The 26,171-nt window shown below is 65.9% G+C and carries 30 protein-coding genes and 1 riboswitch; of the genes, 11 read left to right on the top strand and 19 right to left on the bottom strand.

Annotated elements, in window-relative coordinates:
* Positions 1 to 243: 243 nt before the first annotated feature.
* The 5 genes from ACZ2IA_RS14285 to thiC form a co-directional block, all read right to left on the bottom strand.
* Positions 244 to 1,533, bottom strand: coding sequence for an NCS2 family permease (locus ACZ2IA_RS14285; protein WP_470293257.1), 1,290 nt, complete (start codon positions 1,531 to 1,533; stop codon positions 244 to 246).
* Positions 1,534 to 1,740: 207 nt separating this feature from the next.
* Positions 1,741 to 2,145: a DUF3224 domain-containing protein gene (locus ACZ2IA_RS14280; RefSeq protein WP_470293256.1), complete on the bottom strand. Its 405-nt coding sequence runs from the start codon at positions 2,143 to 2,145 to the stop codon at positions 1,741 to 1,743.
* A gap of 273 nt (positions 2,146 to 2,418) precedes the next feature.
* Positions 2,419 to 2,904 (bottom strand): SRPBCC family protein, encoded by a 486-nt coding sequence (locus tag ACZ2IA_RS14275; protein ID WP_470293255.1) that lies wholly within the window; start codon positions 2,902 to 2,904, stop codon positions 2,419 to 2,421.
* Between the two features lie 64 nt (positions 2,905 to 2,968).
* The gene (locus tag ACZ2IA_RS14270; RefSeq protein ID WP_470293254.1) at positions 2,969 to 3,451 is read right to left on the bottom strand and encodes an SgcJ/EcaC family oxidoreductase; all 483 of its coding nucleotides are present in this window, start codon (positions 3,449 to 3,451) and stop codon (positions 2,969 to 2,971) included.
* A 239-nt stretch (positions 3,452 to 3,690) separates the two neighbouring features.
* Positions 3,691 to 5,571 carry a phosphomethylpyrimidine synthase ThiC gene (thiC, locus tag ACZ2IA_RS14265; RefSeq protein WP_470293341.1) on the bottom strand — a complete coding sequence of 627 codons (1,881 nt, stop codon included), beginning with the start codon at positions 5,569 to 5,571 and terminating at the stop codon, positions 3,691 to 3,693.
* Between the two features lie 108 nt (positions 5,572 to 5,679).
* A riboswitch (TPP riboswitch) is annotated at positions 5,680 to 5,779 on the bottom strand.
* 118 nt (positions 5,780 to 5,897) lie between these two features.
* Here thiC and ACZ2IA_RS14260 point away from each other — a divergent pair.
* The 3 genes from ACZ2IA_RS14260 (at position 5,898) to ung (ending at position 7,704) form a co-directional block, all read left to right on the top strand.
* Positions 5,898 to 6,557: a protein-L-isoaspartate O-methyltransferase family protein gene (locus tag ACZ2IA_RS14260; RefSeq protein WP_470293253.1), complete on the top strand. Its 660-nt coding sequence runs from the start codon at positions 5,898 to 5,900 to the stop codon at positions 6,555 to 6,557.
* The gene (locus tag ACZ2IA_RS14255; protein ID WP_470293252.1) at positions 6,557 to 6,889 is read left to right on the top strand and encodes a rhodanese-like domain-containing protein; all 333 of its coding nucleotides are present in this window, start codon (positions 6,557 to 6,559) and stop codon (positions 6,887 to 6,889) included. The genes ACZ2IA_RS14260 and ACZ2IA_RS14255 overlap by 1 nt, the downstream gene beginning before the upstream one ends.
* A gap of 95 nt (positions 6,890 to 6,984) precedes the next feature.
* Positions 6,985 to 7,704, top strand: coding sequence for a uracil-DNA glycosylase (gene ung, locus ACZ2IA_RS14250; protein ID WP_470293251.1), 720 nt, complete (start codon positions 6,985 to 6,987; stop codon positions 7,702 to 7,704).
* Between the two features lie 73 nt (positions 7,705 to 7,777).
* Here the strand turns inward: ung and ACZ2IA_RS14245 are convergent, their stop codons facing one another.
* From ACZ2IA_RS14245 to ACZ2IA_RS14235, 3 genes are all read right to left on the bottom strand, one after another.
* A complete protein-coding gene (locus ACZ2IA_RS14245) occupies positions 7,778 to 8,827 on the bottom strand; it encodes a DinB family protein (RefSeq protein ID WP_470293250.1) in 1,050 nt (349 codons plus the stop codon).
* A 143-nt stretch (positions 8,828 to 8,970) separates the two neighbouring features.
* A complete protein-coding gene (locus tag ACZ2IA_RS14240; protein WP_470293249.1) occupies positions 8,971 to 9,747 on the bottom strand; it encodes a glycosyltransferase family 2 protein in 777 nt (258 codons plus the stop codon).
* Positions 9,748 to 9,777: 30 nt separating this feature from the next.
* The gene (locus ACZ2IA_RS14235; RefSeq protein WP_470293248.1) at positions 9,778 to 10,833 is read right to left on the bottom strand and encodes a glycosyltransferase family 4 protein; all 1,056 of its coding nucleotides are present in this window, start codon (positions 10,831 to 10,833) and stop codon (positions 9,778 to 9,780) included.
* 918 nt (positions 10,834 to 11,751) lie between these two features.
* Between ACZ2IA_RS14235 and waaC the strand changes: the two genes are divergently transcribed.
* Entirely contained in the window at positions 11,752 to 12,717 is a 966-nt protein-coding gene (gene waaC, locus ACZ2IA_RS14230; RefSeq protein ID WP_470293247.1) for a lipopolysaccharide heptosyltransferase I, read from the top strand.
* Positions 12,714 to 13,976 carry a lipid IV(A) 3-deoxy-D-manno-octulosonic acid transferase gene (gene waaA, locus ACZ2IA_RS14225; RefSeq protein WP_470293246.1) on the top strand — a complete coding sequence of 421 codons (1,263 nt, stop codon included), beginning with the start codon at positions 12,714 to 12,716 and terminating at the stop codon, positions 13,974 to 13,976. The genes waaC and waaA overlap by 4 nt, the downstream gene beginning before the upstream one ends.
* An 88-nt stretch (positions 13,977 to 14,064) precedes the next feature.
* Here the strand turns inward: waaA and ACZ2IA_RS14220 are convergent, their stop codons facing one another.
* The 10 genes from ACZ2IA_RS14220 to thiD form a co-directional block, all read right to left on the bottom strand.
* Positions 14,065 to 15,135 (bottom strand): HoxN/HupN/NixA family nickel/cobalt transporter, encoded by a 1,071-nt coding sequence (locus ACZ2IA_RS14220; RefSeq protein ID WP_470293245.1) that lies wholly within the window; start codon positions 15,133 to 15,135, stop codon positions 14,065 to 14,067.
* 24 nt (positions 15,136 to 15,159) lie between these two features.
* The gene (gene ureG, locus ACZ2IA_RS14215; protein ID WP_470293244.1) at positions 15,160 to 15,786 is read right to left on the bottom strand and encodes an urease accessory protein UreG; all 627 of its coding nucleotides are present in this window, start codon (positions 15,784 to 15,786) and stop codon (positions 15,160 to 15,162) included.
* A 63-nt stretch (positions 15,787 to 15,849) separates the two neighbouring features.
* Positions 15,850 to 16,515 carry an urease accessory protein UreF gene (locus ACZ2IA_RS14210; RefSeq protein WP_470293243.1) on the bottom strand — a complete coding sequence of 222 codons (666 nt, stop codon included), beginning with the start codon at positions 16,513 to 16,515 and terminating at the stop codon, positions 15,850 to 15,852.
* Positions 16,512 to 17,015, bottom strand: coding sequence for an urease accessory protein UreE (gene ureE, locus ACZ2IA_RS14205; RefSeq protein ID WP_470293242.1), 504 nt, complete (start codon positions 17,013 to 17,015; stop codon positions 16,512 to 16,514). Before ureE ends, ACZ2IA_RS14210 begins: the two co-directional genes overlap by 4 nt.
* Positions 17,016 to 17,172: 157 nt before the next feature.
* On the bottom strand, positions 17,173 to 18,873 hold the full coding sequence (gene ureC, locus ACZ2IA_RS14200; RefSeq protein ID WP_470293241.1) for an urease subunit alpha: 1,701 nt from the start codon (positions 18,871 to 18,873) through the stop codon (positions 17,173 to 17,175).
* Complete coding sequence (locus ACZ2IA_RS14195) at positions 18,870 to 19,178, bottom strand: urease subunit beta (protein WP_470293240.1); 309 nt, start codon at positions 19,176 to 19,178, stop codon at positions 18,870 to 18,872. The genes ureC and ACZ2IA_RS14195 overlap by 4 nt, the downstream gene beginning before the upstream one ends.
* Positions 19,178 to 19,705: a GNAT family N-acetyltransferase gene (locus tag ACZ2IA_RS14190; RefSeq protein ID WP_470293239.1), complete on the bottom strand. Its 528-nt coding sequence runs from the start codon at positions 19,703 to 19,705 to the stop codon at positions 19,178 to 19,180. Before ACZ2IA_RS14190 ends, ACZ2IA_RS14195 begins: the two co-directional genes overlap by 1 nt.
* 3 nt (positions 19,706 to 19,708) lie before the next feature.
* Entirely contained in the window at positions 19,709 to 20,011 is a 303-nt protein-coding gene (locus ACZ2IA_RS14185) for an urease subunit gamma (protein WP_289838699.1), read from the bottom strand.
* Position 20,012: 1 nt separating this feature from the next.
* Complete coding sequence (locus ACZ2IA_RS14180; protein WP_470293238.1) at positions 20,013 to 20,864, bottom strand: urease accessory protein UreD; 852 nt, start codon at positions 20,862 to 20,864, stop codon at positions 20,013 to 20,015.
* Between the two features lie 325 nt (positions 20,865 to 21,189).
* Positions 21,190 to 22,038 carry a bifunctional hydroxymethylpyrimidine kinase/phosphomethylpyrimidine kinase gene (thiD, locus tag ACZ2IA_RS14175; protein WP_470293237.1) on the bottom strand — a complete coding sequence of 283 codons (849 nt, stop codon included), beginning with the start codon at positions 22,036 to 22,038 and terminating at the stop codon, positions 21,190 to 21,192.
* 142 nt (positions 22,039 to 22,180) lie between these two features.
* Between thiD and ACZ2IA_RS14170 the strand changes: the two genes are divergently transcribed.
* The 6 genes from ACZ2IA_RS14170 (at position 22,181) to hemL (ending at position 25,858) form a co-directional block, all read left to right on the top strand.
* Entirely contained in the window at positions 22,181 to 22,345 is a 165-nt protein-coding gene (locus tag ACZ2IA_RS14170) for a rubredoxin (RefSeq protein WP_470293236.1), read from the top strand.
* Positions 22,346 to 22,374: 29 nt separating this feature from the next.
* Positions 22,375 to 23,193: a M48 family metallopeptidase gene (locus ACZ2IA_RS14165; RefSeq protein WP_470293235.1), complete on the top strand. Its 819-nt coding sequence runs from the start codon at positions 22,375 to 22,377 to the stop codon at positions 23,191 to 23,193.
* Between the two features lie 8 nt (positions 23,194 to 23,201).
* Positions 23,202 to 23,546, top strand: a complete 345-nt coding sequence (locus ACZ2IA_RS14160; RefSeq protein WP_470293234.1) for an MmcQ/YjbR family DNA-binding protein — start codon at positions 23,202 to 23,204, stop codon at positions 23,544 to 23,546.
* A complete protein-coding gene (locus tag ACZ2IA_RS14155) occupies positions 23,543 to 23,959 on the top strand; it encodes a CopD family protein (RefSeq protein WP_470293233.1) in 417 nt (138 codons plus the stop codon). The genes ACZ2IA_RS14160 and ACZ2IA_RS14155 overlap by 4 nt, the downstream gene beginning before the upstream one ends.
* A 42-nt stretch (positions 23,960 to 24,001) precedes the next feature.
* Positions 24,002 to 24,472: a CYTH domain-containing protein gene (locus ACZ2IA_RS14150; protein ID WP_470293232.1), complete on the top strand. Its 471-nt coding sequence runs from the start codon at positions 24,002 to 24,004 to the stop codon at positions 24,470 to 24,472.
* A 102-nt stretch (positions 24,473 to 24,574) separates the two neighbouring features.
* Complete coding sequence (gene hemL, locus ACZ2IA_RS14145; protein ID WP_470293231.1) at positions 24,575 to 25,858, top strand: glutamate-1-semialdehyde 2,1-aminomutase; 1,284 nt, start codon at positions 24,575 to 24,577, stop codon at positions 25,856 to 25,858.
* An 84-nt stretch (positions 25,859 to 25,942) separates the two neighbouring features.
* Here the strand turns inward: hemL and ACZ2IA_RS14140 are convergent, their stop codons facing one another.
* Complete coding sequence (locus tag ACZ2IA_RS14140; RefSeq protein WP_470293230.1) at positions 25,943 to 26,146, bottom strand: 2-hydroxymuconate tautomerase family protein; 204 nt, start codon at positions 26,144 to 26,146, stop codon at positions 25,943 to 25,945.
* Positions 26,147 to 26,171: the final 25 nt, after the last annotated feature.

The following is a 26,171-nucleotide window of genomic DNA, read 5'->3' as shown; positions in this document are numbered from 1 at the left end:
GGGCCTGCTTTAGCAGGTCCTGGCAGGCTGCGAGTTATGTTCATAGACCATTTGCGCGGCCTTCACCCCTACTCGGTCACTATCCGGGGTACGCGGCGTATTGCTGGATCGTCGGCGCGCGGGTGCTGTTCTTCCACTGGGCCACCGTCCGGACCTACGCAAAACGGCAACCCATGGGCTGCCGTTTTTCATCTGATCCCAGCGCTCACGCTTGCCGTTAAGGACCGATGCCCTGTACAGGATCTAGCCGAAGAAGACGTATTTGATCAGGAATAGTGCGGCGATGACCCAGCTGGCCGCATGGACCTCCTTGACGCGGCCGGTGAACAGCTTGAGCACGGCGTAGGCGATGAAGCCGAACGACAGGCCATTGGCGATCGAGTAGGTGAACGGCATCGCCAGCACGGCCAGTGCGGCCGGCGTCGCCTCGGTGATGTCTTCCCACTCGACGTCGAGCAGTTCGTGCAGCATCAGGCCAGCCACGTACAGTAGAGCGGGCGCGGTCGCGTAGGCCGGCACCGAACCGGCCAGCGGCGCCAGGAACAGCGAGGCGAGGAACAATACCCCGATGGTCAGCGCGGTCAGCCCGGTGCGGCCGCCGGCCTGCACGCCAGACGCGCTCTCGATGTAGGCGGTGGTGCTGCTGGTACCCACCAGCGAGCCGAGGAAGATCGCGATACTGTCGGCGAACAGCGCACGGCCCAGGCCCTTGTAGCGTTCCCCTTCCATCAGACCGGCGCGGCGCGCCACGCCCATCAGCGTGCCGGTCGCGTCGAACACCTCGACCAGCACGAACACCAGGATCACCTGGATGAAGCCGCCGTGCAGCGCGCCGGCGATGTCGAGCTTCAGGAAGGTGGGCGCAAGGCTGGGCGGTGCGGAGAACACGCCGTTGAACTGGTTGAGACCGAGCAGCATGCTAAGCACGGTCACCGCGATGATGCCGATCAGGATGGCGCCGCGCACGCGCAGCGCGTCCAGCACCGCGATCACGAAGAAGCCGAAGATGGCCAGCAGCGCCGTCGGCGAGTGCAGGTTGCCGAGGCCGACCTTGGTGGCCGGATTGGCGACCACGATGCCGGCATTGCCGAGCGCGATGATCGCGAGGAACAGCCCGATCCCCGCCCCGATCGCACAGCGCAGCGACTTGGGCACCCCGGAGATCAACCAGGAGCGGATGCCGGTGACGGTCAAGATGATGAACACCGTCCCCGAGATGAACACCGCACCCAGCGCCTGTTGCCAGGTGTAGCCCATCGCGGCGACCACGGTGAAGGCGAAGAACGCGTTCAGCCCCATGCCGGGCGCCAGACCAATCGGCCAGTTCGCCACGAAGGCCATGATGATCGTACCGGTCGCGGCAGCCAGGCAGGTAGCGACGAACACCGCGCTCTTGTCCATGCCGGTGGTCGACAGGATGGTCGGGTTGACGAAGATGATGTAGGCCATCGTCAGGAAGGTGGTGAGGCCGGCGATCACCTCGGTGCGGGCGTTGGTGTTGTGTTCGGTCAGCTTGAATAACCTGTCTAACATGGCGATGCTCCCCGTGGCGTAGCATTTTGGGTTTTTAGCTCAACCGCGCCTTGCCGGCGCAATCATTCTTTATTCATAAAAATTAATTGTTAAGAAATCAATTTCAGCCTGCCGGGCAGCATGTTGGGATACAGGGAAAAACGCGATTTCAATCGCCAGGCAGCCTGTTTGGCTGACCCTGGCGCTGGCTCATCGGGATGGGTGGCGTTAAGTCGCCTCGGGGAGGCTGTACTCGAACTCGTAACGGTGCACTCCGTCGACGATCTCGATCGCTAGCTGACCGGAAAGCCCCGACAGCTCACCGGTAGCGGAGTCCGGAACGACGGAAATCAGCAACTGGGGCGAGCCGCGCGTCATCGTTCCGCTGTGTTGGAGGACAAATGTGCCAGTGCGGCCCTGCAGCGTGCCGGTCACTTGCTCTATCGCCACGTACCCCGCCGAGCCCTTGACGGCCGTTCCGGCCGACAGCATCTCGCCTTTGCTGCTCGCCTCGAGGTCGCCGAAAAACTGCTTGTCGATCGACATCCTGCCCAGCGCCGAGCCTGCCGCTGCGTCGTGCAAGGGTTGTGGGGACAGGTTGACCTCAAACGTTCCTGTTGCATGCAAGTTCATGATGTTCTCCTCAACGGTGGGATGAAAGCGGCGACGGTGTGCAGACAACTAGCGGGACCGGCCTCAGGCTATGGCCAAGGCGGCGACGGCGGCCAACCGGCTCCATGACCTGCCGACTCACCGCCCGCGGCACCGTCAGCCGGATGATCGCGGTGGGCTGGGCGCAGGTCTGCACGATCTGGGGTTGATCGAGCATGAGGGCTCCTCGTAGGCGTCTAACGTTTGAGCTCAGCGGCTGGGCCGTGCGCTGGAAGGAACGATCAGTCAGTCATCTCAAGCCTCTCTATCCCACGGCTGACCTTTGCCCTTCTCCAGGTAGCCGTGCAGGCTCTCATTGAGGAAAAACGACCACCCGCTGCTGCACGAGGTGAGGCACTCCAACTGATTGAGACGAACGTGCGTGAAGTCGAGTTGTGACTCGCCGTTAGCCAAGTCCTTAATCTCGAATCGAATCCGCGTGCCGACCCAGTCATGCAAATCGGTGTATCCCGTGGTTTCGCTGTGCTTGGAGGCAACGCATTCCCACTCCAACAGCCGTGGCGGTTCCCGCCGTAAAATTTTCATCACGGCAAAGAAGCCGTCGCCGGGAAAGTGGAACGACGACCGACTACCGACGCTCTCGCCCACTTCGCTAAACGGCGTCCACCACCCCTTGACCCCATCCGCGGTAGCGAGCGCGGCGAAGAGGCGTTCGCCGGGAACGGCAAAATGCAGGTGCAGCTCGAAGTCAGCGGGGGAGTTCGTCGAGTCGGTATTCATAGCCTTCTCCTCGCAGAGGATTCTCACGCGATTGATGCGGCCTAACGTTTGGGTTATGCCCCTGTTACTTGTTCTCCGGCATGACCGACGAGTGATGACTGGTAATTAGCCATTGCGACCCATCCCAGCGATAGGTGTAGGTATAGCGGGCATGAACGACGGCGCCCGTTTTTGCGAAGGTGAAAGTGTATAGCCCGGCATCAAGGGCAGAGTTGCAGCCCAGCTCAATGCTACGCAGGTCAATCTTTCCGGATGGGCCGTTTTCTAGGAAGTGATGGAAGTAGTCCAACTTCTCTGCAACGGTGAGGCGAGGCGTATTGGATACCGTAGGAAGCAGAATTGACCGCTCCGCATAGTTGGCGACCACTTTGTGCGGATCGTGTGTTTGCAGTGACTGATTCCACCGATCAAACAACGCCGCAATCTCTTGCTCTGACGTGACCTTGCAGCTTTCTGTGCGCGAGGCCTGTGTATTGGCTGGCATGCCTTGCTGCGTGGCGCATCCGGTAAGCGCGAACGCCAATACAACAGCGCTAAATAGCTTCATGGGAGAACTCCTCCGGTTGTGGGAGTCATAACGAACATTGAACGTCCTTAACGACGTAAAAAAGGCGTCAGGACTGCCACCGAGGTCTTCCAGCCGCTCTTATCCACACCCGCCTCTATGACAACATAGTCTGCACAAGCCCGCAGGCAAACCCGTCTCAGCGCGTTGAGGCACGAACGCAAAAACGGCAGCCCGCAGGCTGCCGTTTTACTATCCAACGTTGGCCGAACGGCCCGCGCTTACACCTTGTCGTACAGCTTGGCGCCGCCCTTCACGAACTCGATCGCCTTCGCTTCCATGCCCTTGACCAGCGCCTCGCCTTCGGCGAAGCCCTGCTTGGCGGCGTAGTCGCGCACGTCCTGGGTGATCTTCATCGAGCAGAAGTGCGGGCCGCACATCGAGCAGAAGTGCGCGACCTTGGCGCTGTCTTTCGGCAGCGTCTCGTCGTGGAAGGAACGGGCGCGGTCCGGGTCGAGGCCGAGGTTGAACTGGTCTTCCCAGCGGAACTCGAAGCGGGCCTTGGACAGCGCGTTGTCGCGGATCTGCGCGCCCGGGTGACCCTTGGCGAGGTCGGCAGCGTGCGCGGCCAGCTTGTAGGTGATGATGCCTTCCTTGACGTCGTCCTTGTTCGGCAGGCCGAGGTGCTCCTTCGGGGTGACGTAGCACAGCATCGCGGTGCCGTACCAGCCGATCTGCGCGGCGCCGATCGCCGAGGTGATGTGGTCGTAGCCCGGCGCGATGTCGGTAGTCAACGGCCCCAGGGTATAGAACGGCGCCTCGTCGCACCATTCCAGTTCCTTGTCCATGTTCTCCTTGATCAACTGCATCGGCACGTGGCCCGGGCCTTCGATCATCACCTGCACGTCGTGCTTCCAGGCGATCTGGGTCAGTTCGCCCAGCGTCTTCAGTTCACCGAGCTGTGCGTCGTCGTTAGCGTCGTAGATCGAGCCCGGACGCAGGCCGTCGCCGAGGCTGAACGCCACGTCGTACGCCTTCATGATTTGGCAGATGTCTTCGAAGTGGGTGTAGAGGAAGTTTTCCTGATGATGCGCCAGGCACCACTTGGCCATGATCGAGCCGCCGCGCGACACGATGCCGGTCATGCGGTTGGCGGTCATCGGCACGTAGCGCAGCAAGACGCCGGCGTGGATGGTGAAGTAGTCGACGCCCTGTTCGGCCTGCTCGATCAGCGTGTCCTTGAAGATTTCCCAGGTCAGGTCTTCGGCCTTGCCGTTGACCTTTTCCAGCGCCTGGTAGATCGGCACGGTACCGATCGGCACCGGGCTGTTGCGCAGGATCCACTCTCGGGTTTCATGGATGTTCTTGCCGGTCGACAGGTCCATGATGGTGTCGGCGCCCCAGCGGATGCCCCAGGTCATCTTGTCGACTTCTTCGCTGATCGACGAGGTGACGGCGGAGTTGCCGATGTTGCCGTTGATCTTCACCAGGAAGTTGCGGCCGATGATCATCGGCTCGGATTCCGGGTGGTTGATGTTGTTCGGGATGATCGCGCGGCCACTCGCCACTTCCTGGCGGACGAATTCCGGGGTGATGGTGTCGACCTGGGCGGCGCCGTAGTTCTGGCCCGGGTGCTGGCGCATCATCAGCTTGGCGAGCTTCTCGCCCATCGGGCCGGTAGCCAACAGCGATTCCAGGTAGGCCTGGCGGTTCTGGTTCTCGCGGATCGCGATGTATTCCATCTCCGGCGTGATGATGCCCTGACGCGCGTAGTGCATCTGGGTGACGTTACAGCCCGGCTTGGCGCGGCGCGGCTTGCGTTTCAGGTTGAAGCGCAGGTGGTCGAGGCTCTGGTCGGCTTCGCGCTGACGGCCGTACTCGCTGGACAGACCGGCGAGCTGTTCGGTGTCGCCGCGCTCGTCGATCCAGGCGGCGCGCAAGGCGGCCAGACCGTCGCGCACGTCGACTTTCACCGCCGGGTCCGAATACGGGCCGCTGCAGTCGTACACGTAGATCGGCGGGTTCTTCTCGCCGCCGAATTGGGTCGGGGTGTCGTGCTGGCTGATTTCGCGCATCGGCACGCGGATGTCGGGGCGGGAGCCCTCGACGTAGACCTTGCGGGAATTGGGCAGCGGCTGGATGGCGGCTTCGTCCACCTTCATCGCCAGGTTGAGGTCGGCGGGTGTAGTCATCGGAGTAACTCCTGCGAAAAGTGTGGGGTTTTCGACGCAGGAGACGGGATGGCCGCACGGACTGCCCCCAAGCAGGGGCTGGCGGCTTGTACGCTTCCCTACGCCGGTATTAACCGGGTCAGGTTCCAAGGGTGTTTCTCACCGGCGCGAAAACCGCGCAGGACCCCTAGCGATGCCAGACATTCGGGCGGGCAAACCACTGGAAACGATTTCCAGCCTGCCCGCAGTGCTGTGAAGGTACGGCAAATATGGGATAATCGCAAGTTATCTCATGCACTTGCAGCCGGAGTCGGTCAATGAATTTTGAACAAGCCCGTTTCAATATGGTTGAGCAACAGATCCGTCCGTGGGACGTGCTCGATCTCAAAGTGCTCGACCTGCTGATGGAGGTCAAGCGCGAGGAATTCGTCGCCGAGGCGCAGAAGACCCTGGCGTTCATCGACACCGAGCTGCCGCTGCCCAACGGCAGCCGCATGCTGCAGCCGAAGGTGGAAGCGCGCCTGCTGCAGGACCTGGACGTCGAAGCCGACGACAAGATCCTCGAGATCGGCACCGGCTCGGGCTACGTGACCGCACTGCTCGCCGCGTTCGGCCAACATGTGTACAGCGTCGAGATCGACCCGGCGCAGTCGGCGCTGGCCGCCGCCCACCTGAGGAAGGCCGGCGTGAAGAACGTCACGCTGGTCGAAGGCAACGGCCTGCACGGCCACGCCGCGCAGGCGCCGTACGACGCGATCTACGTCGGCGGCTCGCTGCCGGTGGTGCCGGAAACGCTGAAGGCGCAGCTGGCGGTCGGCGGCCGGATGGTGGTGGTGGTCGGCGACCTGCCGATGATGCGCGCGCTGCGCATCAAGCACGAAAGCCAGGGCGTGTTCAGCGAAACGGTGTTGTTCGACGTGGTGATCGACCGCCTGAGCGCGATCGACGCCGCCGAACCGGACCGTTTCAGCTTCTGATGAGCGGCGTCCAGGAAATCGGCGCGGTCGAGCTGGCCGCCTGGCTGGCCGACGCGTCGCGCCAGCCGCCCTTGCTGCTCGACGTGCGCGAAGACTGGGAGGTGGCGATCGCCGCCATCCCCGGCGCACGCCACATGCCGATGAACCGGATCCCCTTGCAGATGGGCGAGCTGCCGGACGGCGTGACCATCGTCACCGTCTGCCACCACGGCGTGCGCAGTTACCACGCCGGGCTGTTCCTCGCCAACGCCGGTTTCGAGCCGGTGCTGAGCCTGAAGGGCGGCGTCGACGCCTGGGCGAACGAGGTCGACCCGAGCATGGCGCACTACTGAGCCAGCCGGCCAGCACCACGAGGCGGCCGCAGGCCGCCTTTTTTCTTGCGCGCCGCATGGCGCGCGCAGGCCGATGGCCAACCCGCAGGCAAGCCATGAATTTCGACTACCTTTCCCCCGCCCTGAACCGCGTCCACCCCGACTGGGAAGCGGTGCTGCGCCAGCCCGGCTGCGCCCGCACGCTTGCCACGATCGACACCGCACTGTCGGCCGCGGCGCACGACGGCAAGACGATCTACCCGCCGCGCGAGCTGATCTTCAACGCGCTGACCTTCGGCGCGCCGGCCGACGTGCGGGTGGTGATCCTCGGCCAGGACCCGTACCACGGCGCCGGCGAGGCGATGGGGCTGTCGTTCTCGGTGCCGGACGGGGTGCGCGTGCCGCCGAGCCTGCGCAACATCTACAAGGAGCTGGCGGCGGATCTCGCCGTCGGCCCGGCCAACAGCGGCGACCTGACGCCGTGGGCACGCCAGGGCGTGCTGCTGCTCAACAGCGTGTTCAGCGTCGAGGCCGACCGCGCCGGCAGCCACGGCAAGCTCGGCTGGCAGCGGGTCAGCGACGCGCTGATCGACGCGGTCAACGTGCAGAATCCCGGCTGCGTGTTCCTGCTGTGGGGCAACTGGGCGCAGGGCAAGATCGAGCGGATCGACACCGGCCGGCACGGCGTGTTGAGCTCGGCGCACCCGTCGCCGCTGGCGGCGCACCGCGGCTTCTTCGGCAACCACCATTTCTCGCAGGCCAACGCCTGGCTGGCCGCGCGCGGCCGCGGCACCGTCGACTGGGCGCTGACGGCGACGCCGAGCCTGTTCGACTGACCGGGTAGCGCATTGAACGACGACGATGAAAAAAGCCGCCGAATGGCGGCTTTTTTGCGCGTTGACCGGCTCGCTACACGTCGCCGACCAGCACGATCAGGTCGGTAACGCCCGGATCCAGCCCGAGCTGCGACATCAGCGTAGTCAACTGGCCGCGGTGATGGGTCTGGTGGTTGAAGAAGTGCATCAGCACCGGGAACAGCGGCTTGGTGGCGGCCACCCCGCGCATAGAGCGGTAGCTGAGCGGCTGGTCGAGTTCGGCCTCGGACAGCGTCGCGCACCAGTCGAGCAGCAGGCGGTCGAACAGGCGGCGCTCGGCCAGACCGCCGGCCAGGCTGTGCGTCAGCCAGCTGTTCAGCGCGACCGGCGCGGGTCGCTCGCGCAGCGATGCCAGCGCGGCCGCGCCCGGCAGCTCGGCGAAACGCTTCAACCAGAGCAGGTCGGCGACCAACAGGTGGTTGAGCGTGCCGAGCAGCGAGCCGAAGTAGGCGCCCATATTGCTGCTCAGCGCCGCCTCGGGCAGCTCTTCCAGCGCGTGGTAGAGCTTTTCGTTCATCCAGTGGTTGTACTCGGCCATCCGCCGCACATGCGCCAGCCGGCTGCCCGCCTCGTCCAGCCGCCGGCCGCACACCGCGGTGCGGCGGTTGCCGGCGTGGCGGCGCCGCGGGTCGTCGTACGCGGTCAGCACGCTGTAGCCAGCCTTGCGCATCATCCCGGCCGAGCCGAGGTTTTCCTCGTGCCGTTCGGCGCACAACCAGCGGATGCCGCGTTCGGCCAGCCGGCCGTTCAGTTCGCGCAGCAGCCGGCCGCCGAGTCCCCGCCCGGCGAAGTCGCGGTGGACCACCGCCTCGGCCAGATACGCCGCCTGTTCAGGAGGAATATCGGCCGGCCGCACCGCCGGGTACGGGTCGTCGCGGCGCCAGATCAGCGCGGCGACGATATCGCCGCCGGCCCACGCCAACAGCGCGCCGCCGCGGCCGGCGGCCAGTTCGGCCAGCGTCGCGGCGACGCCGTCCTCGGGCAGCCAGTTCCAGGCGTTCGGGCCGTGTTCGCGCAGCAGCAGGCCGATCGCCGGCGCCTGCTCGGGTGTCGCCTCGCCGAACTCGATGCTTGCCGTGTCCATGACCGTCCTCCTCCGTGGGCCGCGGCATGCTCCCTCGGCATGCCATCAGACTAAATCTAGCCCAGTTTGGCGGTCGGTGTCGAACAAATCGTGCAGTGCAATAAAGCCGGCATCAGCCGGCTTTTTACGTTATCGAGTCGCGATCAGCGCGCTTTCTGCTTGTTCATCAGCATCAGCTTGACATACTTGTAGTATGACACCTCGGCGTTCGACACCGCCAGCACGAAGCCTTCGGCGCCGTCGAGGAAGCCGCGCTTGATCACATAGGTGCGGAAGAACGCCCAGAAGCCGTGGCCGATCGCCGAGCCGAGCGAGGCGCGCTTGCCGCGTTCCTGCATCGTCAGCGCGCCGGCGCTCGAGTAGTCGTTCACCTTGGCGAGCGACTCGTGCAGGTCGGCGACCGCATAGTGGATGATAGGGCCGTCGAAGCGGCCAGTGGAACCGTCGATCTGCAGATGCGTATGGGTGCGCACGTCGGTGAAGCGGCCTTTTTCGCGGCGGAACAAGCGCACGATGCGGTCCGGCCACCAGCCGGAATGCGCCATAAAACGACCGCAGAACCGCGAACGGCGCGGCGTGGAGAACGCCGCCTGTTCGCTGTTATTTGCGAGCAATTGCAGGATTTCACCGCGCAACACCTCACCGACATGCTCGTCGGCATCGAGGCACAGCACCCAGTCGCTGGTCGCCTGATCGAGCGCGCGGTTCTTCTGCGGGCCATCGCCCGGCCAGTCGGTCTCGAACACCTTCGCGCCCAGTTCGCGGCACAGCGCCTGCGTGCCGTCGGTGCTGCCCGAGTCGAACACGATCATCTCGTCGGCCCAGTCGCGCACCGAGCGCAGGCAGTCGCCGATATCGTGGGCTTCGTTCATCGCCACCACGATCACGCTAATCGTGGCGCGCTTGGCAGGAGCAGTCATAAGGGGACAAGCCGGAACAAAACGCCGATTCTACCGCACGCCGGCGGCCGCCAGCAGCTGTTCGACGTGACGGGTGACGTCGACGTCGTAGCCGATCTCGCGGCGCGGTTCGGCCAACCTGGCCTTGCCTGCCGTCACCCGGCGTACCGCCTCGGCCAGCGCTGCGGCGAGGCTGGCGGGGTCATTACGCTCGAACAGCAGGCAGGCGGCGTCGCCGAGCACCTCGGTACAGGCGATATTGCGCGCCAACACCAGTGGCGTGCCGCACAGCGCCGATTCGATGCCGACCAGGCCGAACGGCTCGTAGCTCGACGCGAGGATGGTGTAGTCGGCCGCCTGGTAGAGCTGTTCGATGTTCTTCTGATAGCCGAGGTCGACCAGATTACGGCCGGGCTGGTCGAGCGGCCGGCCGGCCACCACCAACAGCACCGGCAGGTCGCTCGCTTCGAATACCGCGCGCAGCACGGCGAGCCCCTTGCGCTGGTGGCTGGACGACGGGAACACGAACACGACCTTGTCGGCCGGCAGGCCGAAGCGGTGGCGGAGCGCCAGCCGCTGCTCATCGCCGACAGTAGTGAAGCGTTCGCCGCTGACCGGCGGATAGAGCGTCGCAAGCTTGTCTGCCGGCACCCGGTAGAGCGCGGTCAGTTCCTCGGCCATCAGCGCCGAGTGCGCGATCACCCGGCGCGCATTGGCGTAGAAGCGTTGTTCCAGCGCGATCTGGCGGCGATCCCAGAAACCAGCCGACTTGCCGCTGGCGGCGAGGTAGCCGCGGTGGGTGCCGCCGCACACCGCGATCTCGGATGCGGTGTTGCGGTTGCAGCCGATCATGAGCTCGACGCCGTGGCGGGCCTTTTCCTTTAACAGTGCGCGGGAAAACGCGCCGTCGCGCAGCTTGCCGGGCAGCCAGCCGACCGCAATCTCGACCGGCTCGATCATCCGGTATTCGGCGAGCGTGCTGTCGAAGCGGCGGGCAAAGAAGGTCGGACGAATCCCCAGCCGGTTCAGACCGTTCACCAGGTCGAGCGCGTAGCGTTCGAAACCGCCGCTGTAGCCGAAGGCGTTGCAGGCAATGCCGATCTTCATGCTTGTTCTGTCCATCGTGTCGTGGCGGCACTTTACCACGTCCGGAAAGCCGCCATGCCGACGGGCGCCTGTCGTTACGGCCGACCTTACGATGGCAGACACTGGATAAAGCCAACCGTGTTGCGGCTTGAACCGGTCGAGTTGGCGCGTACTTATCCGGCCGTTGCGGTTTATCCACATCGTGTCGACCTGGTTTTCCGGTATCCGGGCCGTTCTGGCCGACCCCATTCAAATGGCATCCGCAAGACAATCCAAACGCATAAAAGGCCGTATTTCTGGGGGTAAAACTGCCTCGATAGCGCCTTGCTATCGGCCTGGCTGCCTTTCTGGTGTGCCACTTCTCTCAGTCACAACCTGATTGTTCCCACGTCCATGTGCCGTTCGTTTTTGCAGACAGGAAAATGGTTCGGTTCACACGTGCGGTTCTTTTCTTAGTTATTCTTTTTTAAATTTGATGAAACTGATACTAGTCGGCTCCTTGTTGTTGATAAGTCGTTTTCACTCATTGTTTCAATGACTTGTATCGTAATTTTCCCTGTTGGCGATTGCTGTCGTAGACCGGTAGCGGATGTGGATAAGTTGAGGCTCTCGTCGGATCGAGCAGTTATCCACACTCTGCGACACGGTTGGCCGTCGTTGCTTGTGTATGGCAATTCGCTGTCGTTTTTCTTACTAATCTCTTTGCCCTTTTATAAAAGGAAACTACTGATGTACTCGGGACAATTGTGTGGATAAGCAGAAAAAACAGCTTGTTTTCAGTGCCTTCACTTGTTGATAGCCAGGCTGACGAGCAGGCTGGGGAGGCACCAGTAAATTGTGGATAAAACCGCTGCTGCTTATCCACAACCGCTTATCCACACCTGGTTCTGCCGGCTTGCGCTTGGTTAACCACAGCCGCGCTCGGTTACAATGCGCGGCATGATGAACGTGCTGATCGTGCGCACCTCGTCGATGGGCGACCTTATCCACACCTGGCCGGCGCTCACCGAGCTCAAGACGCACTACCCCAATCTTTCGCTGACCTGGCTGGTCGAGGATTCCTTCGCCGACATCGCCGCGCTGCACCCGGCGGTGGTCCGGGTGATTCCGATCTCCTGGCGACGCTGGCGCCGCGCGCCGCTCTCTCCTAATACCTGGCGCGAGATCCGTGCCTGCCGCGCGGCGATCGCCGACGGCGGCTGGGACCAGGTGGTCGACCTGCAGGGCCTGGTGAAGAGCGCGATCCCGGCCCGCTGGGGCCGCGCCCCGCTGGCCGGCTACGACCGCCACAGCGTCCGCGAGCCGCTCGCCTGCCTGTTCTACGACAAGACCTACGCCGCGAGCTGGCAGCTGCCGGCGATCGAGCGTTGCCGCCGCCTGCTGTCGCAGGTGTTCGGCTACACGCTGGCGGGCGCGCCGCGCTTCGGTGTGCCGGCGCCGACCAAGCCGGCCGCCGCGCCGGCCGAGCCTTATGTGGTGCTGCTGCACGCGACCAGCCGCGACAGCAAGCTGTGGCCGGAGGCGCACTGGATCGCGCTGGGGAACAGGTTGGCCGAACGGCACGGCTGGCGCGCGGTGCTGCCGTGGGGCAATGCGAAGGAGAGGGAACGCGCCGTGCGGCTCGCCGCCGCGCTGCCGGGTGCGCTGGTGCCGGAGCGGTTGTCCTTGCGCGACGCCGCCGGCCTGCTCGGCCACGCCGAGGCGGTGGTCGGCGTCGACACCGGGCTGCTGCACCTGGCGAACGCGCTCGATCTGCCGCTGGTCGGCATCTACACCGACACCGACCCGGCCGCGACCGGGGTGGTCGAGACGGTGCGTTCGGCTAACCTCGGCGGCGAGCGGCAGTGCCCGGACGTCGACAGCGTCTATCAGACCCTGCTCGCGATGCACGGGGCGCCGCGATGAGCGTGGCGCGGTTGCTGTATACGCTGGCCGGCTGGCTGATCAGGCCGCTGTTGAAGCGCTATCTGCGAAAGCGTGCGACGAAGGCGCCGGCGTATCTGGAACACTGGGACGAGCGCTTCGGCGAGCGGTATGAACCGCGAGCGACCGGGGCGATCTGGATCCACGCGGTGTCGGTCGGCGAAACCCGCGCCGCGCTGCCCTTGGTGCGGGCCCTGCGCGCGCGCTACCCGGGCGCGCCGCTGTTGATCACGCAGATGACGCCGACCGGCCGTGCGACCGCGCTGGAGCTGTACCCGGACGCCGAGGTGCGCTACCTGCCGTACGACTTCCCGCGCGCGGTCGCGGGCTTCTTCGCCGCCTACCGGCCGAGCTTCGGCGTGCTGATGGAAACCGAGCTGTGGCCGAACCTGATCCACGCGGCCAGCGAAGCGAGAATACCGCTGCTGCTCGGCAACGCACGGCTGTCGGACAAGTCGTACCGCGGCTATCGGCGCATCGGGCCGCTGATCTGGCCGGCGCTACAGGAGCTCGCCGGGGTGGCGGCGCAGACCGAGGCCGACGCGGCGCGGCTGGTGTTGCTCGGCGCCCGCCATGTCAAGGTCTGCGGCAACACCAAGTACGACTTCAGCCCGCCGGCAGAACAACTAAAGCTCGGTGCAACGTTCCGAAGCTGGATCGGCGGCCGGCCGGTGCTGGTCGCCGCCAGCACCCGCGACGGCGAGGAGGCGCTGCTCCTCGCCGCCTGGCGCGCCGCGTGGCCCGACGCGTTGCTGGTGATCGTGCCGCGCCACCCGGAGCGCTTCGGCCCGGTGGCGATGTTGGCCGAACAGCAGGGCTTCAAGGTCGCGCGGCGCAGCGCCACGAGCGGGCCGCTCGCGGACGACGTCGACGTGTGGATCGGCGACAGCATGGGCGAGCTGTTCGCGTATTACGTGGCGGCGGATCTCGCCTTCGTCGGCGGCAGCCTGCTGCCGCTCGGCGGCCAGAACCTGATCGAGCCGGCCAGCGTCGGCGTGCCGGTGCTGTTCGGCCCGTCGATGTTCAATTTCCCGCAGGCGAGCGAGCTGGCGCTCTCGGCCGGTGCCGCGCTGCAGGTGGCCGACGCCGACGCGCTGGTCGCCGAGGCGGTGGCCTTGCTCGGCGATGCCGAGCGGCGTGCGGCGATGGGGTCGGCGGCACTGCGCTTCACTGCCGCGCACCGCGGCGCCAGCGAACGCATCGTCGACTACTTCGCCGAGCGGCTGGACGCCGCGGAGTAAGCTGGTGCTCGCCACGCAAAACGGCTCGGCCAACCCCAAGGTTGGCCGAGCCGTTGTTGTTTTTGCCGGGTGTGATGCCGTCAGCCGGTCAGGTCCTCAGCTCCAGCTCGTCGTAGCGGCGCCATTTGTAGATCGCCGCCGACACCAGCCAGCTCGCCGCGAACAGGCCGATGATGAAGTAGCCGATGGTGCCGAAATTGTCGTTGAGCGCGCCGATCGCCTCCCAGAACGCGCCCTTCAGCTGCAGCTTGTCGGCCGCGAGGCCCAGGGCCTCGATGCCGCCCACCACCAGCGCCACCAGCACCGACACCAGCGTGATGGTCATGTTGTAGTAGAGCTTGCGGATCGGCTTGATGAAGGCCCAGCCGTAGGCGCCTAGCATCAGGATGCTGTCGGTGGTGTCGATCAGCGTCATGCCGGCGGTGAACAGGGCCGGGAACACCAGGATCGACCACACCGACATCCCCTTGGCGGCCGACGCTGCCGAGATGCCCAGCAGGCCGATCTCGGTCGCGGTATCGAAACCGAGGCCGAACAGCAGGCCAAGCGGATACATGTGCCAGCCCTTGGTCACCAGGCGGAACACCGGGCGGAACAGTCGCGCCAGCAAGCCGCGGTCGGCCATCAGCAGGTCGAGATCCTCCTCGACGTAGCGCTCGCCGTTCTTCACGCGCTTGAAGGCCTGGTACACCGAACGCAGGATCATCAGGTTCATCAAGGCGAGTGTCAGCAGGAACAGCGACGATACCGTGGTGCCGATCACGCCGCCGACGTCCTTGAATTCGTCGAACTTGGTCTGCAGCGCCATGGCGGTGGCGGCCACGGCGACCGACAGCACCACCACGATGGTGGAGTGACCGAGCGAAAACATCAGCCCGACGGTGACCGGGCGCTTGCCCTCCTGCATCAGCTTGCGCGTCACGTTGTCGATCGCGGCGATGTGGTCGGCATCCACCGCGTGGCGCAGGCCGAAGCTGTACGCCAGCAGCGCGGTGCCTAGCAGCACCGGGTGGTCGTGGAAAGCGATCAACGCCCATGCCCAGGCTGCCAGATTGAACGCCAGCAGTAGGCCGTAGATGCCGAGCACCTTGCCGCGCAGATTGTTTTCATTATCGTTGAACACGTGTTTCAGCACGGTCAACAAGTTTCTACCTGCCATGTCAGGCACTCCTTTGCCCAGTGTTTATCGAGGCTGTCCGCCGAGTTTGAGCATGCCCTTATCCTCGATGAAGGCGATGATGTCATCGAGGCCCTGGCCGATCTTCTGGTTGGAAAAGACGAACGGCCGCTCGCCGCGCATTTTTTTCGCGTCGCGTTCCATCACCTCGAGCGAGGCGCCGACCAAGGGCGCGAGGTCGATCTTGTTGATCACCAACAGGTCGGACTTCATGATGCCCGGCCCGCCCTTGCGTGGGATCTTGTCGCCGGCCGACACGTCGATCACGTAGATCGTCAGGTCGGACAGCTCCGGGCTGAACGTCGCCGCCAGGTTGTCGCCGCCCGATTCGACGAACACGATGTCGAGGCCGGGGAAGCGGGCGTTCAGGCGGGCGATCGCCTCGAGGTTGATCGACGCGTCCTCGCGGATCGCGGTGTGCGGGCAGCCGCCGGTCTCGACGCCGATGATCCGTTCCGGGTCGAGTGCGGCGTGCTTGACCAGGAACTGCGCGTCCTCCTGGGTGTAGATGTCGTTGGTGACGGCGGCGATATTGTACTTGTCGCGCAGCGCCCGGCACAGCGCCAAGGTCAGCGCGGTCTTGCCGGAGCCGACCGGGCCGCCGATGCCGACGCGCAGGGGGTTGGAAGCCATGGGGTTCTCCTCGGGTTAAAAACGGTAGCGGGGAAAGCGGTTTTCAGCATCGTTGAAACCGTTTTACGAACGGAACAGCCGCGAATATTGGGTCTCATGCTGCATCGACAGCCAGGCGAGGCCCGGTGCGAAGCCCGACTCGGGTGCGGCCGGCAGCAGTGCAAGGGTTTCGGCCAACTGCGGCAGCAGCGCCGAGAACAGCTTCTGGCCGGCCAGCTGGCCCATCGGCAGCGCCTTCATCAGCACCATCACCTGGTTTTCCAGCCAGGCCCAGACGTAGCCGGACAAGGCCGCATCAGGGTCGACGCCGAGCACCGCCGCGGCCAGCGCCCAGGCCGCCGGCAGGCCGAGCGGATCGAGGCTGGCGAGCGTGGCGCGCTGGTGTTCATCGAGCTCCGGCAGCTCGAGCAGCAAGGCCTTGAGCGAATAGCCGGTCTGCACCGTCTCGGCGTACAGCTCGGCCGCCTCGCGGCTGGCCAGCCACAGCGTGTTGACGGTGGTGAGCGTGGCGGCGTCGCCGGCGGCCGCCAGCGCCTGGCGCAGCAGCGGCAGCTCGAAGCGCACCAAGGGGCCTTCCAGCTGCTCGGCAAGCCAGCCCCGGGCGCTCTCGGTGTCGTGCACCCAGCCGTGTTCGATCGCCGATTCGAGCCCCTGCGAGTAGCTGTACGCGCCGATCGGCAGCGCCGGGCTCGTGAGCCGGAACAGTTGCAGCAAGGAGAGCGTATTCATGCGCGCACCTTGCTGAACTGGTGCAGCTTCGGCGCGTAGTGGAACTCGGCCTCCTGGCCGTGCGAATGGTGGTGGCCGCCGCCGTAGGCGCCGGTCTCGGGATTGAACGGCGCGTCGACGCTCGACAGCGTCACCGCGAAGTGGCGGCTCAGCATGTCAATCAGCACGTGGTCTTCGGCCAACCTTAGCCAGCCGTCGCCGACCTCGACCGGCACGTGGCGGTTACCGAGGTGGTAGGCGGCGCGCGCGAGCTCGGTGGCGCTCGCGGCGACCACGTGGCAGAGCGTCTCGGTCGCGGCGCGCACCACCACCACCCGGCCGTCGTCGGTGCCGAGCAGCTGGCCGTCGGAGAGCAACTGGCCGCGCTCGAGGAACAGCCCGACCTCCTCGCCGGACACCGCGCGGGTGCGCAGCCGGCTCTTCTGGCGCAGCTCGAAGGTCAGCGCCAGGGTGTCGTCGACGCGGGCGGCGTCGTCGACAATGCGGGTCAATACCAGCATGGTTTTCTCCTTCAAAGCCTATTCATAATCTTGCTGCGCGGCCCTGATCGGGGCTCATGCGCTGCTCGAAATCCTCATGTACTTCCATGTACATTCCGGTTTCTGCGCTGCTCTTCACTCCGCTGAGGGCCGCTCGCGACAGATTCTGAACAGGCTTTTAGAACAGGAAATAGCGCTGCGCCATCGGCAGCACATCGGCCGGTTCGCACCACAACAGTTCGCCGTCGGCGTAGACCTGGTAGGTCTGCGGGTCGACCCGGATGTCGGGCAGCCAGCTATTGTGGATCAGGTCGGCCTTCTGTACCTTGCGGCAGCCCTCGACCGCCACCAGGCGTTTACGCAGGCCGAGCCGTTCGCCGATGCCGTCGGCCAGCGCCGCCTGCGACACGAAGGTCAGGCTGGTGTCGGCGACCGCCGAGGGCAGTGCGCCGAACATCGGCCGGTAGTGCACCGGCTGCGGGGTCGGGATCGAGCCGTTGATGTCGCCCATCAGCGCGGCGACGATCACGCCGCCCTTGAGGATCTGGTTCGGCTTCACGCCGAAGAACGCCGGTCGCCACAGCACCAGATCGGCGAGCTTGCCGACCTCGATGCTGCCGACCTCGTGCGCGATGCCGTGGGTGATCGCCGGGTTGATCGTGTACTTGGCGATGTAGCGGCGGGCGCGGAAGTTGTCGTTGCCCGGCGCGTCCTCGGGCAGCGGGCCGCGCTGCTTCTTCATCTTGTCGGCGGTCTGCCAGCAGCGCAGCACCACCTCGCCGACCCGGCCCATCGCCTGGCTGTCCGACGACATCATCGCGAACGCGCCCTGGTCGTGCAGGATGTCCTCGGCGGCGATGGTTTCGCGGCGGATCCGGCTCTCGGCGAACGCCACGTCTTCGGCGATCGCCGGGTCGAGGTGGTGGCACACCATCAGCATGTCGAGGTGCTCGTCGATGGTGTTGACGGTGAACGGCCGGGTCGGGTTGGTCGAGCTCGGCAGCACGTTCGGCAGGCCGCAGGCCTTGATGATGTCCGGCGCGTGGCCGCCGCCGGCGCCCTCGGTGTGGTAGGTGTGGATGGTGCGGCCGCGGAACGCGGCCAGCGTGTCCTCGACGAAGCCGCTCTCGTTCAGCGTGTCGCTGTGGATCGCCACCTGCACGTCGTACTGGTCGGCCACCGACAGGCAGTTGTCGATCGCCGCCGGGGTGCTGCCCCAGTCCTCGTGCAGCTTCAGCCCGATCGCACCGGCCTTGATCTGCTCGATCAGCGGCCCCGGTTCGCTGGCGTTGCCCTTGCCGGTGAAGCCGAGGTTGATCGGCAGGCTGTCGGCGGCCTTGAGCATGTTCGCCATATGCCACGGCCCCGGCGTGCAGGTGGTGGCGCTGGTGCCGGTGGCGGGTCCGGTGCCGCCGCCGATCATTGTGGTGACGCCGGAGTAGAGCGCCTCGTCGACCTGCTGCGGGCAGATGTAGTGCACATGCGTGTCGACGCCGCCGGCGGTGACGATCAACCCCTCGCCGGCGATGATCTCGGTGGCCGCGCCGATGACGATGGTCACGTCCGGCTGGATGTCCGGGTTGCCGGCCTTGCCGATCGCGGCGATGCGGCCGGCCTTGATGCCGATGTCGGCCTTCACCACGCCCCAGTGGTCGAGGATCAGCGCGTTGGTAATCACCGTGTCCATCACGTCGGCCGAAAGCGCCTGGCCCTGGCCCATGCCGTCGCGGATCACCTTGCCGCCGCCGAACTTCACTTCCTCGCCGTAGACGGTGTAGTCGCGCTCGACCTCGATGAACAGCTCGGTGTCGGCGAGCCGCACCTTGTCGCCGACGGTGGGGCCGAACATCTCGGCGTACGCCTGACGGGAAATCTTCATGGCAAGTCCCCCATCACTTCGCCGCGAAAGCCGACCACGCGGCGACGGCCGGCCAGCGCGACCAGCTCGACGGTGCGGGTCTGGCCCGGCTCGAAGCGCACCGCGGTGCCGGCAGCGATATTGAGCCTAAAGCCGCGCGCCGCGGCGCGGTCGAACGCGAGCGCCGGGTTGGTTTCGGCGAAGTGGTAGTGCGAGCCGACCTGGATCGGCCGGTCGCCGGTATTGGCCACCGTCAGCGTCACGGTGGCGCGGCCGGCGTTGAGTTCGATATCGCCCGGCTGGGCGACGATTTCACCGGGAATCATCAGGTATTTCTCCGGAACAGGGTCTTGAAATAGATCGCGTTGGCGCGGAATACGCCGTCCGACCCGCAGGCGTAGTCGGGCAGTCCGCCGAGGTACTGGTAACCGAGCGCGCGGTAGAACGCCTCGGCCGGCGAGCCCGCTTCGGTGTCGAGAAACAGCAGGCCGCGCTCCAAGACCAGCGCCTCGGCCTCGAGCGTGGTCATCAGCCGCCGCCCGCAGCCCTGGCGGCGCTGGCCGCTTTTGACCAGCAGCTTCTGCACCTCGGCGCGGTTGACGCCGTTCTGGCGCCGGCTCAATTCCAGCTGCACGCTGCCGACGAGCTCGTCGCGGTCGAGCGCCAGCCACAGCCGGCGCGAGCCGTCGGCGAGCGAGGCGGCCAGGCTGTCGACCCAGTCGCGCGCGCTAGCCAGCGAAATCGGCAGCACGTAGCCGACCGAGGCGCCGTGCTCGACCGCGTCGATCAAGAGGCCCGCGAGCGCGTCGCGCTGTTCGGCCAACCGTGAGGGAGTCAGCGGCAGGATGGTCATCGCTCAGGCGATCGGCTGGTGGACGGTGACCAGCTTGGTGCCGTCCGGGAAGGTCGCTTCGACCTGGATGTCCGGGATCATCTCCGGCACGCCGTCCATCACCTCGTCGCGGCCGAGGATGGTGGTGCCGTAGTGCATCAGCTCGGCGACGGTCTGGCCGTCGCGCGCGCCTTCCATGATCGCGGCGGAGATCAGCGCCACCGTCTCCGGGTAGTTGAGCTTCAGGCCGCGGGCGCGACGCCGCTCGGCGACCAGCGCGGCGGTGAAGATCAACAGCTTGTCTTTCTCGCGGGGGGTCAGGTCCATATCAGGTGTTCCAGATGCGCGGCGCCACCGCGGCGAGGCCGACGGCCTCGGGGCGGATCAGGCGCCAGAGTTGGCGAAATGAGGCGTGCGCCGCTTCGGTCGAGTCGCCGAGAAAGCGCGCCACCCAGAGCTCGGGCAGCTGGCTGATCGCGAGCAAGCCGTCGGCTTCGAGCTCGCGGCAGGCGGCGGTCAGCTCGTTGGACAGTCGTGGCCCGGCGAACAGCAGGGTGCCGACCACGCTGTGACCGGCCAGACCGATGCGGCTCGAAAGCAGCGGGTCGGAACCTTTGAGCCGTACCGGCTCGGCCCAGACCAGCCGGCCATCGCGGTAGATACGGCTGTCCTGGCGCCACTGGCCGCTCGTGTAGCGTTCGCCGGCGGCCGGGCGGCCCAGGCAGACCACATCCGAGTAGATCAGACGCGCACTGCCGGCGAGGTCGAAACGGTTGGTCAAGGTGGTGTCGCTGCCGTCGAACAGGATGGTCTCCTGCGGCAGCCACTCGAGCAGCGCACCGTCGGCCAGGCGGACGTTCAGGGTCTGGCTCGCGGCGCGGCCGTGCGCGCGGTACCACTTGGCGGCGCCGGGGCTGGTGATCAGCGCGTGCGCGCCGTGGGCGAGCTCGATGTCGAAGGCGAGCGCATCGCCGCCGGCGATGCCGCCGGGCGGGTGGACCAGGATCTGGTGACAGACGCCGGATGCTTCGGGGTGGAAGTGTTTCTGCACCCGAAGCGGGCCATAGTGGCGACGATGCACCGGGATGGTGCGTTCGCCGTGCCGGGCGTAGCCCAGTTCCAGCCGGGCCGACCAGCCGGGCAACAGGCCGGTCGCGGCAGTGGGTAGATCGCGGTGCATGGGGCGTTGGCTGCGTCGTTGGCGGGCACCGAAACGGGGCAGGCGGCCGGGTGAGCACGCCAGGTACGCGCGGTGCTGACCGCCGTTGGGTTGGTCAGTAACACAGTTTTATGTCAAGAGACTACGCGGCGTTTTGTCGAAAATCATTTCCAAAAGCGTAACCGTTTGTAAGGCAGTCGGTGGGCACGATCCGGTGCCGCTAAGCGCTGCGGCCTGACCGGATCGAGCCGGCCCGCTACTTGGGAATAGCAACAAGCGTGCCAAAAGACAACGCCGTCCGCTGGGCTGCGTGACGGCGTGAATGGAAGGGGTTTTCGGTGGAGACTCAGCCGGGCGGCTCGCCCTCGTCCTCGTCGACGCCGCCGCGCGCCCAGAACAGCCGGTCGGGGATGTATTGGCCCATGCCGGGGCGGAACGCATGCTTCAGTGTCTGCCAGGTGTATTCCTGCGCCTCGCGCACCGCTTCGGGCACCTGCGCGCCGCTGGCGAGCATGCCGGCGATCGCGGCGGCCAGGGTGCTGCCGGCGCCGTGGTAGCTGGCCGGCAGCCGCTCCCAGTGGTCGGCGCGCACCACGCTCGACCCGTGGTACAGGGTGTTGGTGACCTGCCGGGTGTTCTCGTGCGCGCCGGTCACGAGCACGTACTCGCAGCCGAGCGCGGTGAGGCGGTGCGCCGCGTCGGCCAGCTCCAGGCTGTCTTCCTCGTCCGGGTCGTTGGCGGCGAGCCGGCGTGCCTCCTGGCCGTTCGGCGTCAGCACGGTGACCTGCGGCAGCAACAGGTCGCGCAGCGCCTCGACCAGGTCCTCGTCGGCGAACTCGTGGCCGGCACCGCTGGTCAGGATCGGGTCGAGGATCAGCGGCACGTCCGGGTAGTCGGATACCAGTTCGGTGATCGCCGCGACGTTCTCGACGCTGCCGATCAGGCCGACCTTGAACGCGGCGACGCGCATGTCCTCGAGCAGCAGCCGCGCCTGGTCGAGTACCCATTCGGCGTCCATCACCAAGAGGTCGGCGACGCCGCTGCTGTCCTGCGCGGTGATCGCGGTGATCACCGACAGCGGGTGGCAGCCGAGGCTGGCCAGCGTCAGGATGTCGGCCTGGAGGCCGGCGCCGCCGGACGGGTCGGAACCGCTCAGGCTCATCACCACCGGGGGCAGTAGAATGGACGTGCTCAAGGCGAACCCTCGTTGTGATCGGTGACTATCCTGCCGGCATTCAAGCGCGAAACGGCCCGGCAGGCAAGCCCGGCGCCGCGGCGAGCAACGCGGGCGCGATTGCCATTACAATGTTCATTTTACCCGAGCGTAAGGACAAAGCATGCGTACCTGGATGTGTCTGATTTGCGGTTTCATCTACGACGAGGAAGCCGGCCGTCCGGAGGATGGCATTGCGCCGGGTACCCGTTGGGAAGACGTGCCGCCGAACTGGACCTGCCCGGACTGCGACGCGCGTAAGGAAGACTTCGAGATGATCGTGATCTGAATATCCACCGAGTGCCTGGGAGAAACCACATGCGTACCCACCTGATCACCCTGAGTCTGGCCGCGCTGTTGGGCGGCGGCCTCTTGGCCGGCTGCCAGAGCACCACGATGGGCGGCGCGACCCAGTCGTCGCGCAGCCAGCTGTTGCTGATCTCGTCCGACGAGGTCAACCAGGGTTCGGCGCTCGCGTACAACAAGGAGCTGGCCAAGGCCCGCTCGAGTGGCACGCTCAACACCAACAAGGCCTATGTTGCCCGGGTGAACGCGATCTCGCGCCGGCTGATCGCGCAGGTCGGCGTGTTCCGCCCGGACGCGGTCAACTGGCCGTGGCAGGTGAACGTGTTCCAGAGCGACGAGGTGAACGCGTTCTGCATGCCCGGCGGCAAGATCGGCGTCTACAGCGGCCTGATCGACAAGCTCAGGCTCACCGACGACGAGCTGGCCGCGGTGCTCGGCCACGAGATCTCGCACGCGCTGCGCGAGCACAGCCGCGAGCAGCTGTCGCAGGAAGTGGCCAAGCAGCAGGGAATGGCTATCGTCGGCGCGCTGGCCGGACTGTCCGGCGACACGATGGGGCTGGTGAACATGGCGAGCCAGTACGCGCTGACGCTGCCGTTCTCGCGCACGATGGAAACCGAGGCCGACACGATGGGGCTGGAATTGATGGCGCGCGCCGGCTACAACCCGGAGGCGGCGGTCAACGTGTGGCGCAAGATGGAACAGCTCGGCAGCGGCGGCGGCGTCGAGCTACTGTCCACCCACCCGTCCGGCGCGACGCGGATCCAGGATCTGCAGTCGCACATTCCGCAGGTGATGCCGCTCTACCAGGCGGCCAAAGGGAAACGCTGAGCGTCCCCGTGAAACCCGATACCGCCGCGCTCTTGGCGCACGCGCTGACCTTGCCCGGCGCCAGCCACGACCTCAAGTGGGGCCTCGACGTGGTCAGCGTCGCCGGCAAGATGTTCTGCATCGTCGGCGCCGACTGGGTCGACTATAAGGTCGACGTCGACGAATTCCTGGCGCTGACCGACCTGTCCGGAGTGCGCCCGGCGCCGTACCTGGCGCGGGCGCGCTGGGTGCAGGTCGAGGACGACCAAGCGCTCGACATGGCCGCGCTCAAGGACGGCATCGTCCGTTCCTGGCAGCAGGTGGTGGCGCGGCTGCCCAAGCGTGCCCAGCGCGAGCTCGGAGTGATCGTATGAGCTACCCGGTGCTGAAGGCGCTGCACATCTGTTTCGTGATCGCCTGGTTCGCCGGGCTGTTCTACCTGCCGCGGCTGTACGTCAACCTGGCGATGGCCGAAACGTCGGCCGAACGCGAGCTGCTGCTCCTTATGTCGCAGAAGCTCTATCGCTTCATGACGCCGCTCGGCGTGCTGGCGGTGGTGTTCGGCTTATGGCTGATGATCGCGTTTGGCTTCGCCGGCGGCTGGCTGCATGTCAAATTGGTCTTAGTCGCGCTGTTGATCGGCTATCACGGCTGGTGCGGGCGCTTGCTGAAACAATTCGCTGCCGGGCAAAACCGCCGCAGCCACCGCTGGTACCGCGTGTTCAACGAGGCGCCGGTGCTGGTGATGTTCGCGGTGGTGTTTTTGGTGGTATTGAAACCGTTTTGACGCCGTGGCCCGCGCAGGCGGGCGGCGGCATGAGGATTTTGCATGGCTCTGGAAATTGAACGCCGCTTCCTGGTGGCCGGCGACGCCTGGCGCGTCGGCGCGGTCGGCGAACGCTACCGGCAGGGTTATCTGTCGGTCGACCCGGCGCGCACCGTGCGGGTGCGGGTGGTCGGCGAGCAGGCCTGGCTGACGCTGAAGAGCCAGATCAGCGCCGCCAGCCGGCACGAGTTCGAGTACGTGATCCCGCGCAGCGACGCGGAAACGATGATGGACGCGATGTGCCCGATGGTGGTCGACAAGATCCGCTACAAGATCGCCTTCCAGGGCTTCATTTGGGAGGTCGACGAGTTCTTCGGCGACAACGCCGGGCTGGTGACGGCCGAGATCGAACTGCCCGACGAGGCGACCGCGTTCGAGACGCCGGCGTGGATCGGCGCCGAGGTGACCAGCGACGGCCGCTACACCAACGCCTATCTGAGCACGCATCCGTACACCCGCTGGCCGAAAGATTGACCGCGGCCGACAAACTCTTCCTGCGTTGCTGTGCCTCGTACTACGTGTACTGCCAACGCTACGCTGAGCTTGTCAGCCGCTCTTCTACATGAAGGAAACCCTATGTCCCGCAACCTCGAGCTGTTCGAACGCGCCAAGGCGCACATCCCGGGCGGCGTGAACTCGCCGGTGCGCGCCTTCGGCAGCGTCGGCGGCACCCCGCGCTTCGTTTCGCGCGCGAACGGCGCCCACTTCTGGGACGCCGACGGCAAACAGTACATCGACTACATCGGCTCCTGGGGCCCGGCCATCGTCGGCCACGCCCACCCGGAGGTGATCGCCGCGGTGCAGCAGGCGGCCGTCGGCGGCCTGTCGTTCGGCGCGCCGACCGAGGCCGAGATCGACATCGCCGAGGCGATCTGCCGCCTTGTGCCGAGCATCGAGCAGGTGCGGCTGGTGTCGAGCGGTACCGAGGCGACGATGAGCGCGATCCGCCTGGCGCGCGGCTTCACCGGCCGCGACACGATTATCAAATTTGAAGGTTGCTACCACGGCCACTCCGACAGCCTGCTGGTGAAGGCCGGCTCGGGCCTCTTGACCTTCGGCAACCCGAGCTCGGCAGGCGTGCCGGCCGACTTCACCCGCCACACCCTGGTGCTCGAGTACAACAACGTCGAGCAGCTGGCCAAGACCTTCGCCGAGATCGGCGACAGCATCGCCTGCGTGATCCTCGAACCGATCGCCGGCAATATGAACCTGATCAAGCCGTCGGCCGAGTTCGTGAAGGCGCTGCGTCAGCTTACCGAGCAGCACGGCACGGTGCTGATCTACGACGAGGTGATGACCGGCTTCCGCGTCGCGCTCGGCGGCGCGCAGAGCCTGCACGGCATCAAGCCCGACCTGACCACACTCGGCAAGGTGGTCGGCGGCGGCATGCCGCTGGCGGCGTTCGGCGGCCGCGCCGACATCATGGCCAAGATCGCGCCGCTCGGCGGCGTCTACCAGGCCGGCACCTTGTCCGGCAACCCGGTGGCGGTGGCGGCGGGTCTGAAGACGCTGGAAATCATCCAGCGCCCGGGCTTCTACGAGCAGCTGTCGGCACAGACCGCCAAGCTGGCGCAAGGGTTGGCCGAAGCGGCCAAGGACGCCGGCGTGACGATGTGCGCCGATTCGGTCGGCGGCATGTTCGGCGTCTACTTCAGCGAGGCTATCCCGACCGGCTACGCCGACGTGACGAAGAGCGACCTGGAACGCTTCAAGCGCTTCTTCCACGCGATGCTCGACGAGGGCGTGTACCTCGCACCGTCCGGCTACGAGGCCGGCTTCGTGTCGGCCGCGCACGACGACGCGATCATCGAGCAGACGCTGGCCGCCGCACGCCGCGCGTTCACCAAGGTCGCCGGCTGAACGACCGTCACAGAAGCGGCGTTTAGTCTGCAAACAAGAAACGGCACGTTGCTAACGTGCCGTTTTTGCGTCTGGCCGAACGGCTCAGCTGCCGCGTGCGCGCCGCACCGTGACGCTCTCGCCGCCGATTCCCCAGTTGTCGGTGTCGACCTCGTCGATCACCACTACGGTGGTCGCCGGGTTCTTATTCAGCGTCTTCTGCAGCAGTTCGGTCACGCCGGCGATCAGCTCGGCCTTCTGCTCGGCGGTGGCGCCTTCGCGGGTGATCTTGATGTTGACATAGGGCATGGCTTTCTCCTGTTGATCTTACGGT

The organism is Crenobacter sp. CS_VA4 (assembly GCF_055597485.1).
Note: the sequence above shows the minus strand (reverse complement) of the source record. Positions and strands in the feature narration are given on the sequence as shown.

Bases quoted from the DNA above. Each gene is read 5' to 3' on its own strand.
- ureC (WP_470293241.1), bottom strand. From the start codon at position 18,873: ATGAAGATTTCCCGTCAGGCGTACGCCGAGATGTTCGGCCCCACCGTC.
- ACZ2IA_RS14170 (WP_470293236.1), top strand. From the start codon at position 22,181: ATGCGTACCTGGATGTGTCTGATTTGCGGTTTCATCTACGACGAGGAA.
- ACZ2IA_RS14245 (WP_470293250.1), bottom strand. From the start codon at position 8,827: ATGGACACGGCAAGCATCGAGTTCGGCGAGGCGACACCCGAGCAGGCG.
- ureG (WP_470293244.1), bottom strand. From the start codon at position 15,786: ATGGCTTCCAACCCCCTGCGCGTCGGCATCGGCGGCCCGGTCGGCTCC.
- ACZ2IA_RS14275 (WP_470293255.1), bottom strand. From the start codon at position 2,904: ATGAATACCGACTCGACGAACTCCCCCGCTGACTTCGAGCTGCACCTG.
- ACZ2IA_RS14180 (WP_470293238.1), bottom strand. From the start codon at position 20,864: ATGCACCGCGATCTACCCACTGCCGCGACCGGCCTGTTGCCCGGCTGG.
- ACZ2IA_RS14190 (WP_470293239.1), bottom strand. From the start codon at position 19,705: ATGACCATCCTGCCGCTGACTCCCTCACGGTTGGCCGAACAGCGCGAC.
- ureE (WP_470293242.1), bottom strand. From the start codon at position 17,015: ATGCTGGTATTGACCCGCATTGTCGACGACGCCGCCCGCGTCGACGAC.
- ACZ2IA_RS14195 (WP_470293240.1), bottom strand. From the start codon at position 19,178: ATGATTCCCGGTGAAATCGTCGCCCAGCCGGGCGATATCGAACTCAAC.
- ACZ2IA_RS14280 (WP_470293256.1), bottom strand. From the start codon at position 2,145: ATGAACTTGCATGCAACAGGAACGTTTGAGGTCAACCTGTCCCCACAA.
- ACZ2IA_RS14155 (WP_470293233.1), top strand. From the start codon at position 23,543: ATGAGCTACCCGGTGCTGAAGGCGCTGCACATCTGTTTCGTGATCGCC.
- waaC (WP_470293247.1), top strand. From the start codon at position 11,752: ATGATGAACGTGCTGATCGTGCGCACCTCGTCGATGGGCGACCTTATC.
- ACZ2IA_RS14240 (WP_470293249.1), bottom strand. From the start codon at position 9,747: ATGACTGCTCCTGCCAAGCGCGCCACGATTAGCGTGATCGTGGTGGCG.
- ACZ2IA_RS14235 (WP_470293248.1), bottom strand. From the start codon at position 10,833: ATGAAGATCGGCATTGCCTGCAACGCCTTCGGCTACAGCGGCGGTTTC.
- thiC (WP_470293341.1), bottom strand. From the start codon at position 5,571: ATGAAGGTGGACGAAGCCGCCATCCAGCCGCTGCCCAATTCCCGCAAG.
- ACZ2IA_RS14270 (WP_470293254.1), bottom strand. From the start codon at position 3,451: ATGAAGCTATTTAGCGCTGTTGTATTGGCGTTCGCGCTTACCGGATGC.
- ACZ2IA_RS14150 (WP_470293232.1), top strand. From the start codon at position 24,002: ATGGCTCTGGAAATTGAACGCCGCTTCCTGGTGGCCGGCGACGCCTGG.
- ACZ2IA_RS14285 (WP_470293257.1), bottom strand. From the start codon at position 1,533: ATGTTAGACAGGTTATTCAAGCTGACCGAACACAACACCAACGCCCGC.
- ACZ2IA_RS14140 (WP_470293230.1), bottom strand. From the start codon at position 26,146: ATGCCCTATGTCAACATCAAGATCACCCGCGAAGGCGCCACCGCCGAG.
- hemL (WP_470293231.1), top strand. From the start codon at position 24,575: ATGTCCCGCAACCTCGAGCTGTTCGAACGCGCCAAGGCGCACATCCCG.
- ung (WP_470293251.1), top strand. From the start codon at position 6,985: ATGAATTTCGACTACCTTTCCCCCGCCCTGAACCGCGTCCACCCCGAC.
- waaA (WP_470293246.1), top strand. From the start codon at position 12,714: ATGAGCGTGGCGCGGTTGCTGTATACGCTGGCCGGCTGGCTGATCAGG.
- ACZ2IA_RS14255 (WP_470293252.1), top strand. From the start codon at position 6,557: ATGAGCGGCGTCCAGGAAATCGGCGCGGTCGAGCTGGCCGCCTGGCTG.
- ACZ2IA_RS14210 (WP_470293243.1), bottom strand. From the start codon at position 16,515: ATGAATACGCTCTCCTTGCTGCAACTGTTCCGGCTCACGAGCCCGGCG.
- ACZ2IA_RS14260 (WP_470293253.1), top strand. From the start codon at position 5,898: ATGAATTTTGAACAAGCCCGTTTCAATATGGTTGAGCAACAGATCCGT.
- ACZ2IA_RS14185 (WP_289838699.1), bottom strand. From the start codon at position 20,011: ATGGACCTGACCCCCCGCGAGAAAGACAAGCTGTTGATCTTCACCGCC.
- ACZ2IA_RS14220 (WP_470293245.1), bottom strand. From the start codon at position 15,135: ATGGCAGGTAGAAACTTGTTGACCGTGCTGAAACACGTGTTCAACGAT.
- ACZ2IA_RS14165 (WP_470293235.1), top strand. From the start codon at position 22,375: ATGCGTACCCACCTGATCACCCTGAGTCTGGCCGCGCTGTTGGGCGGC.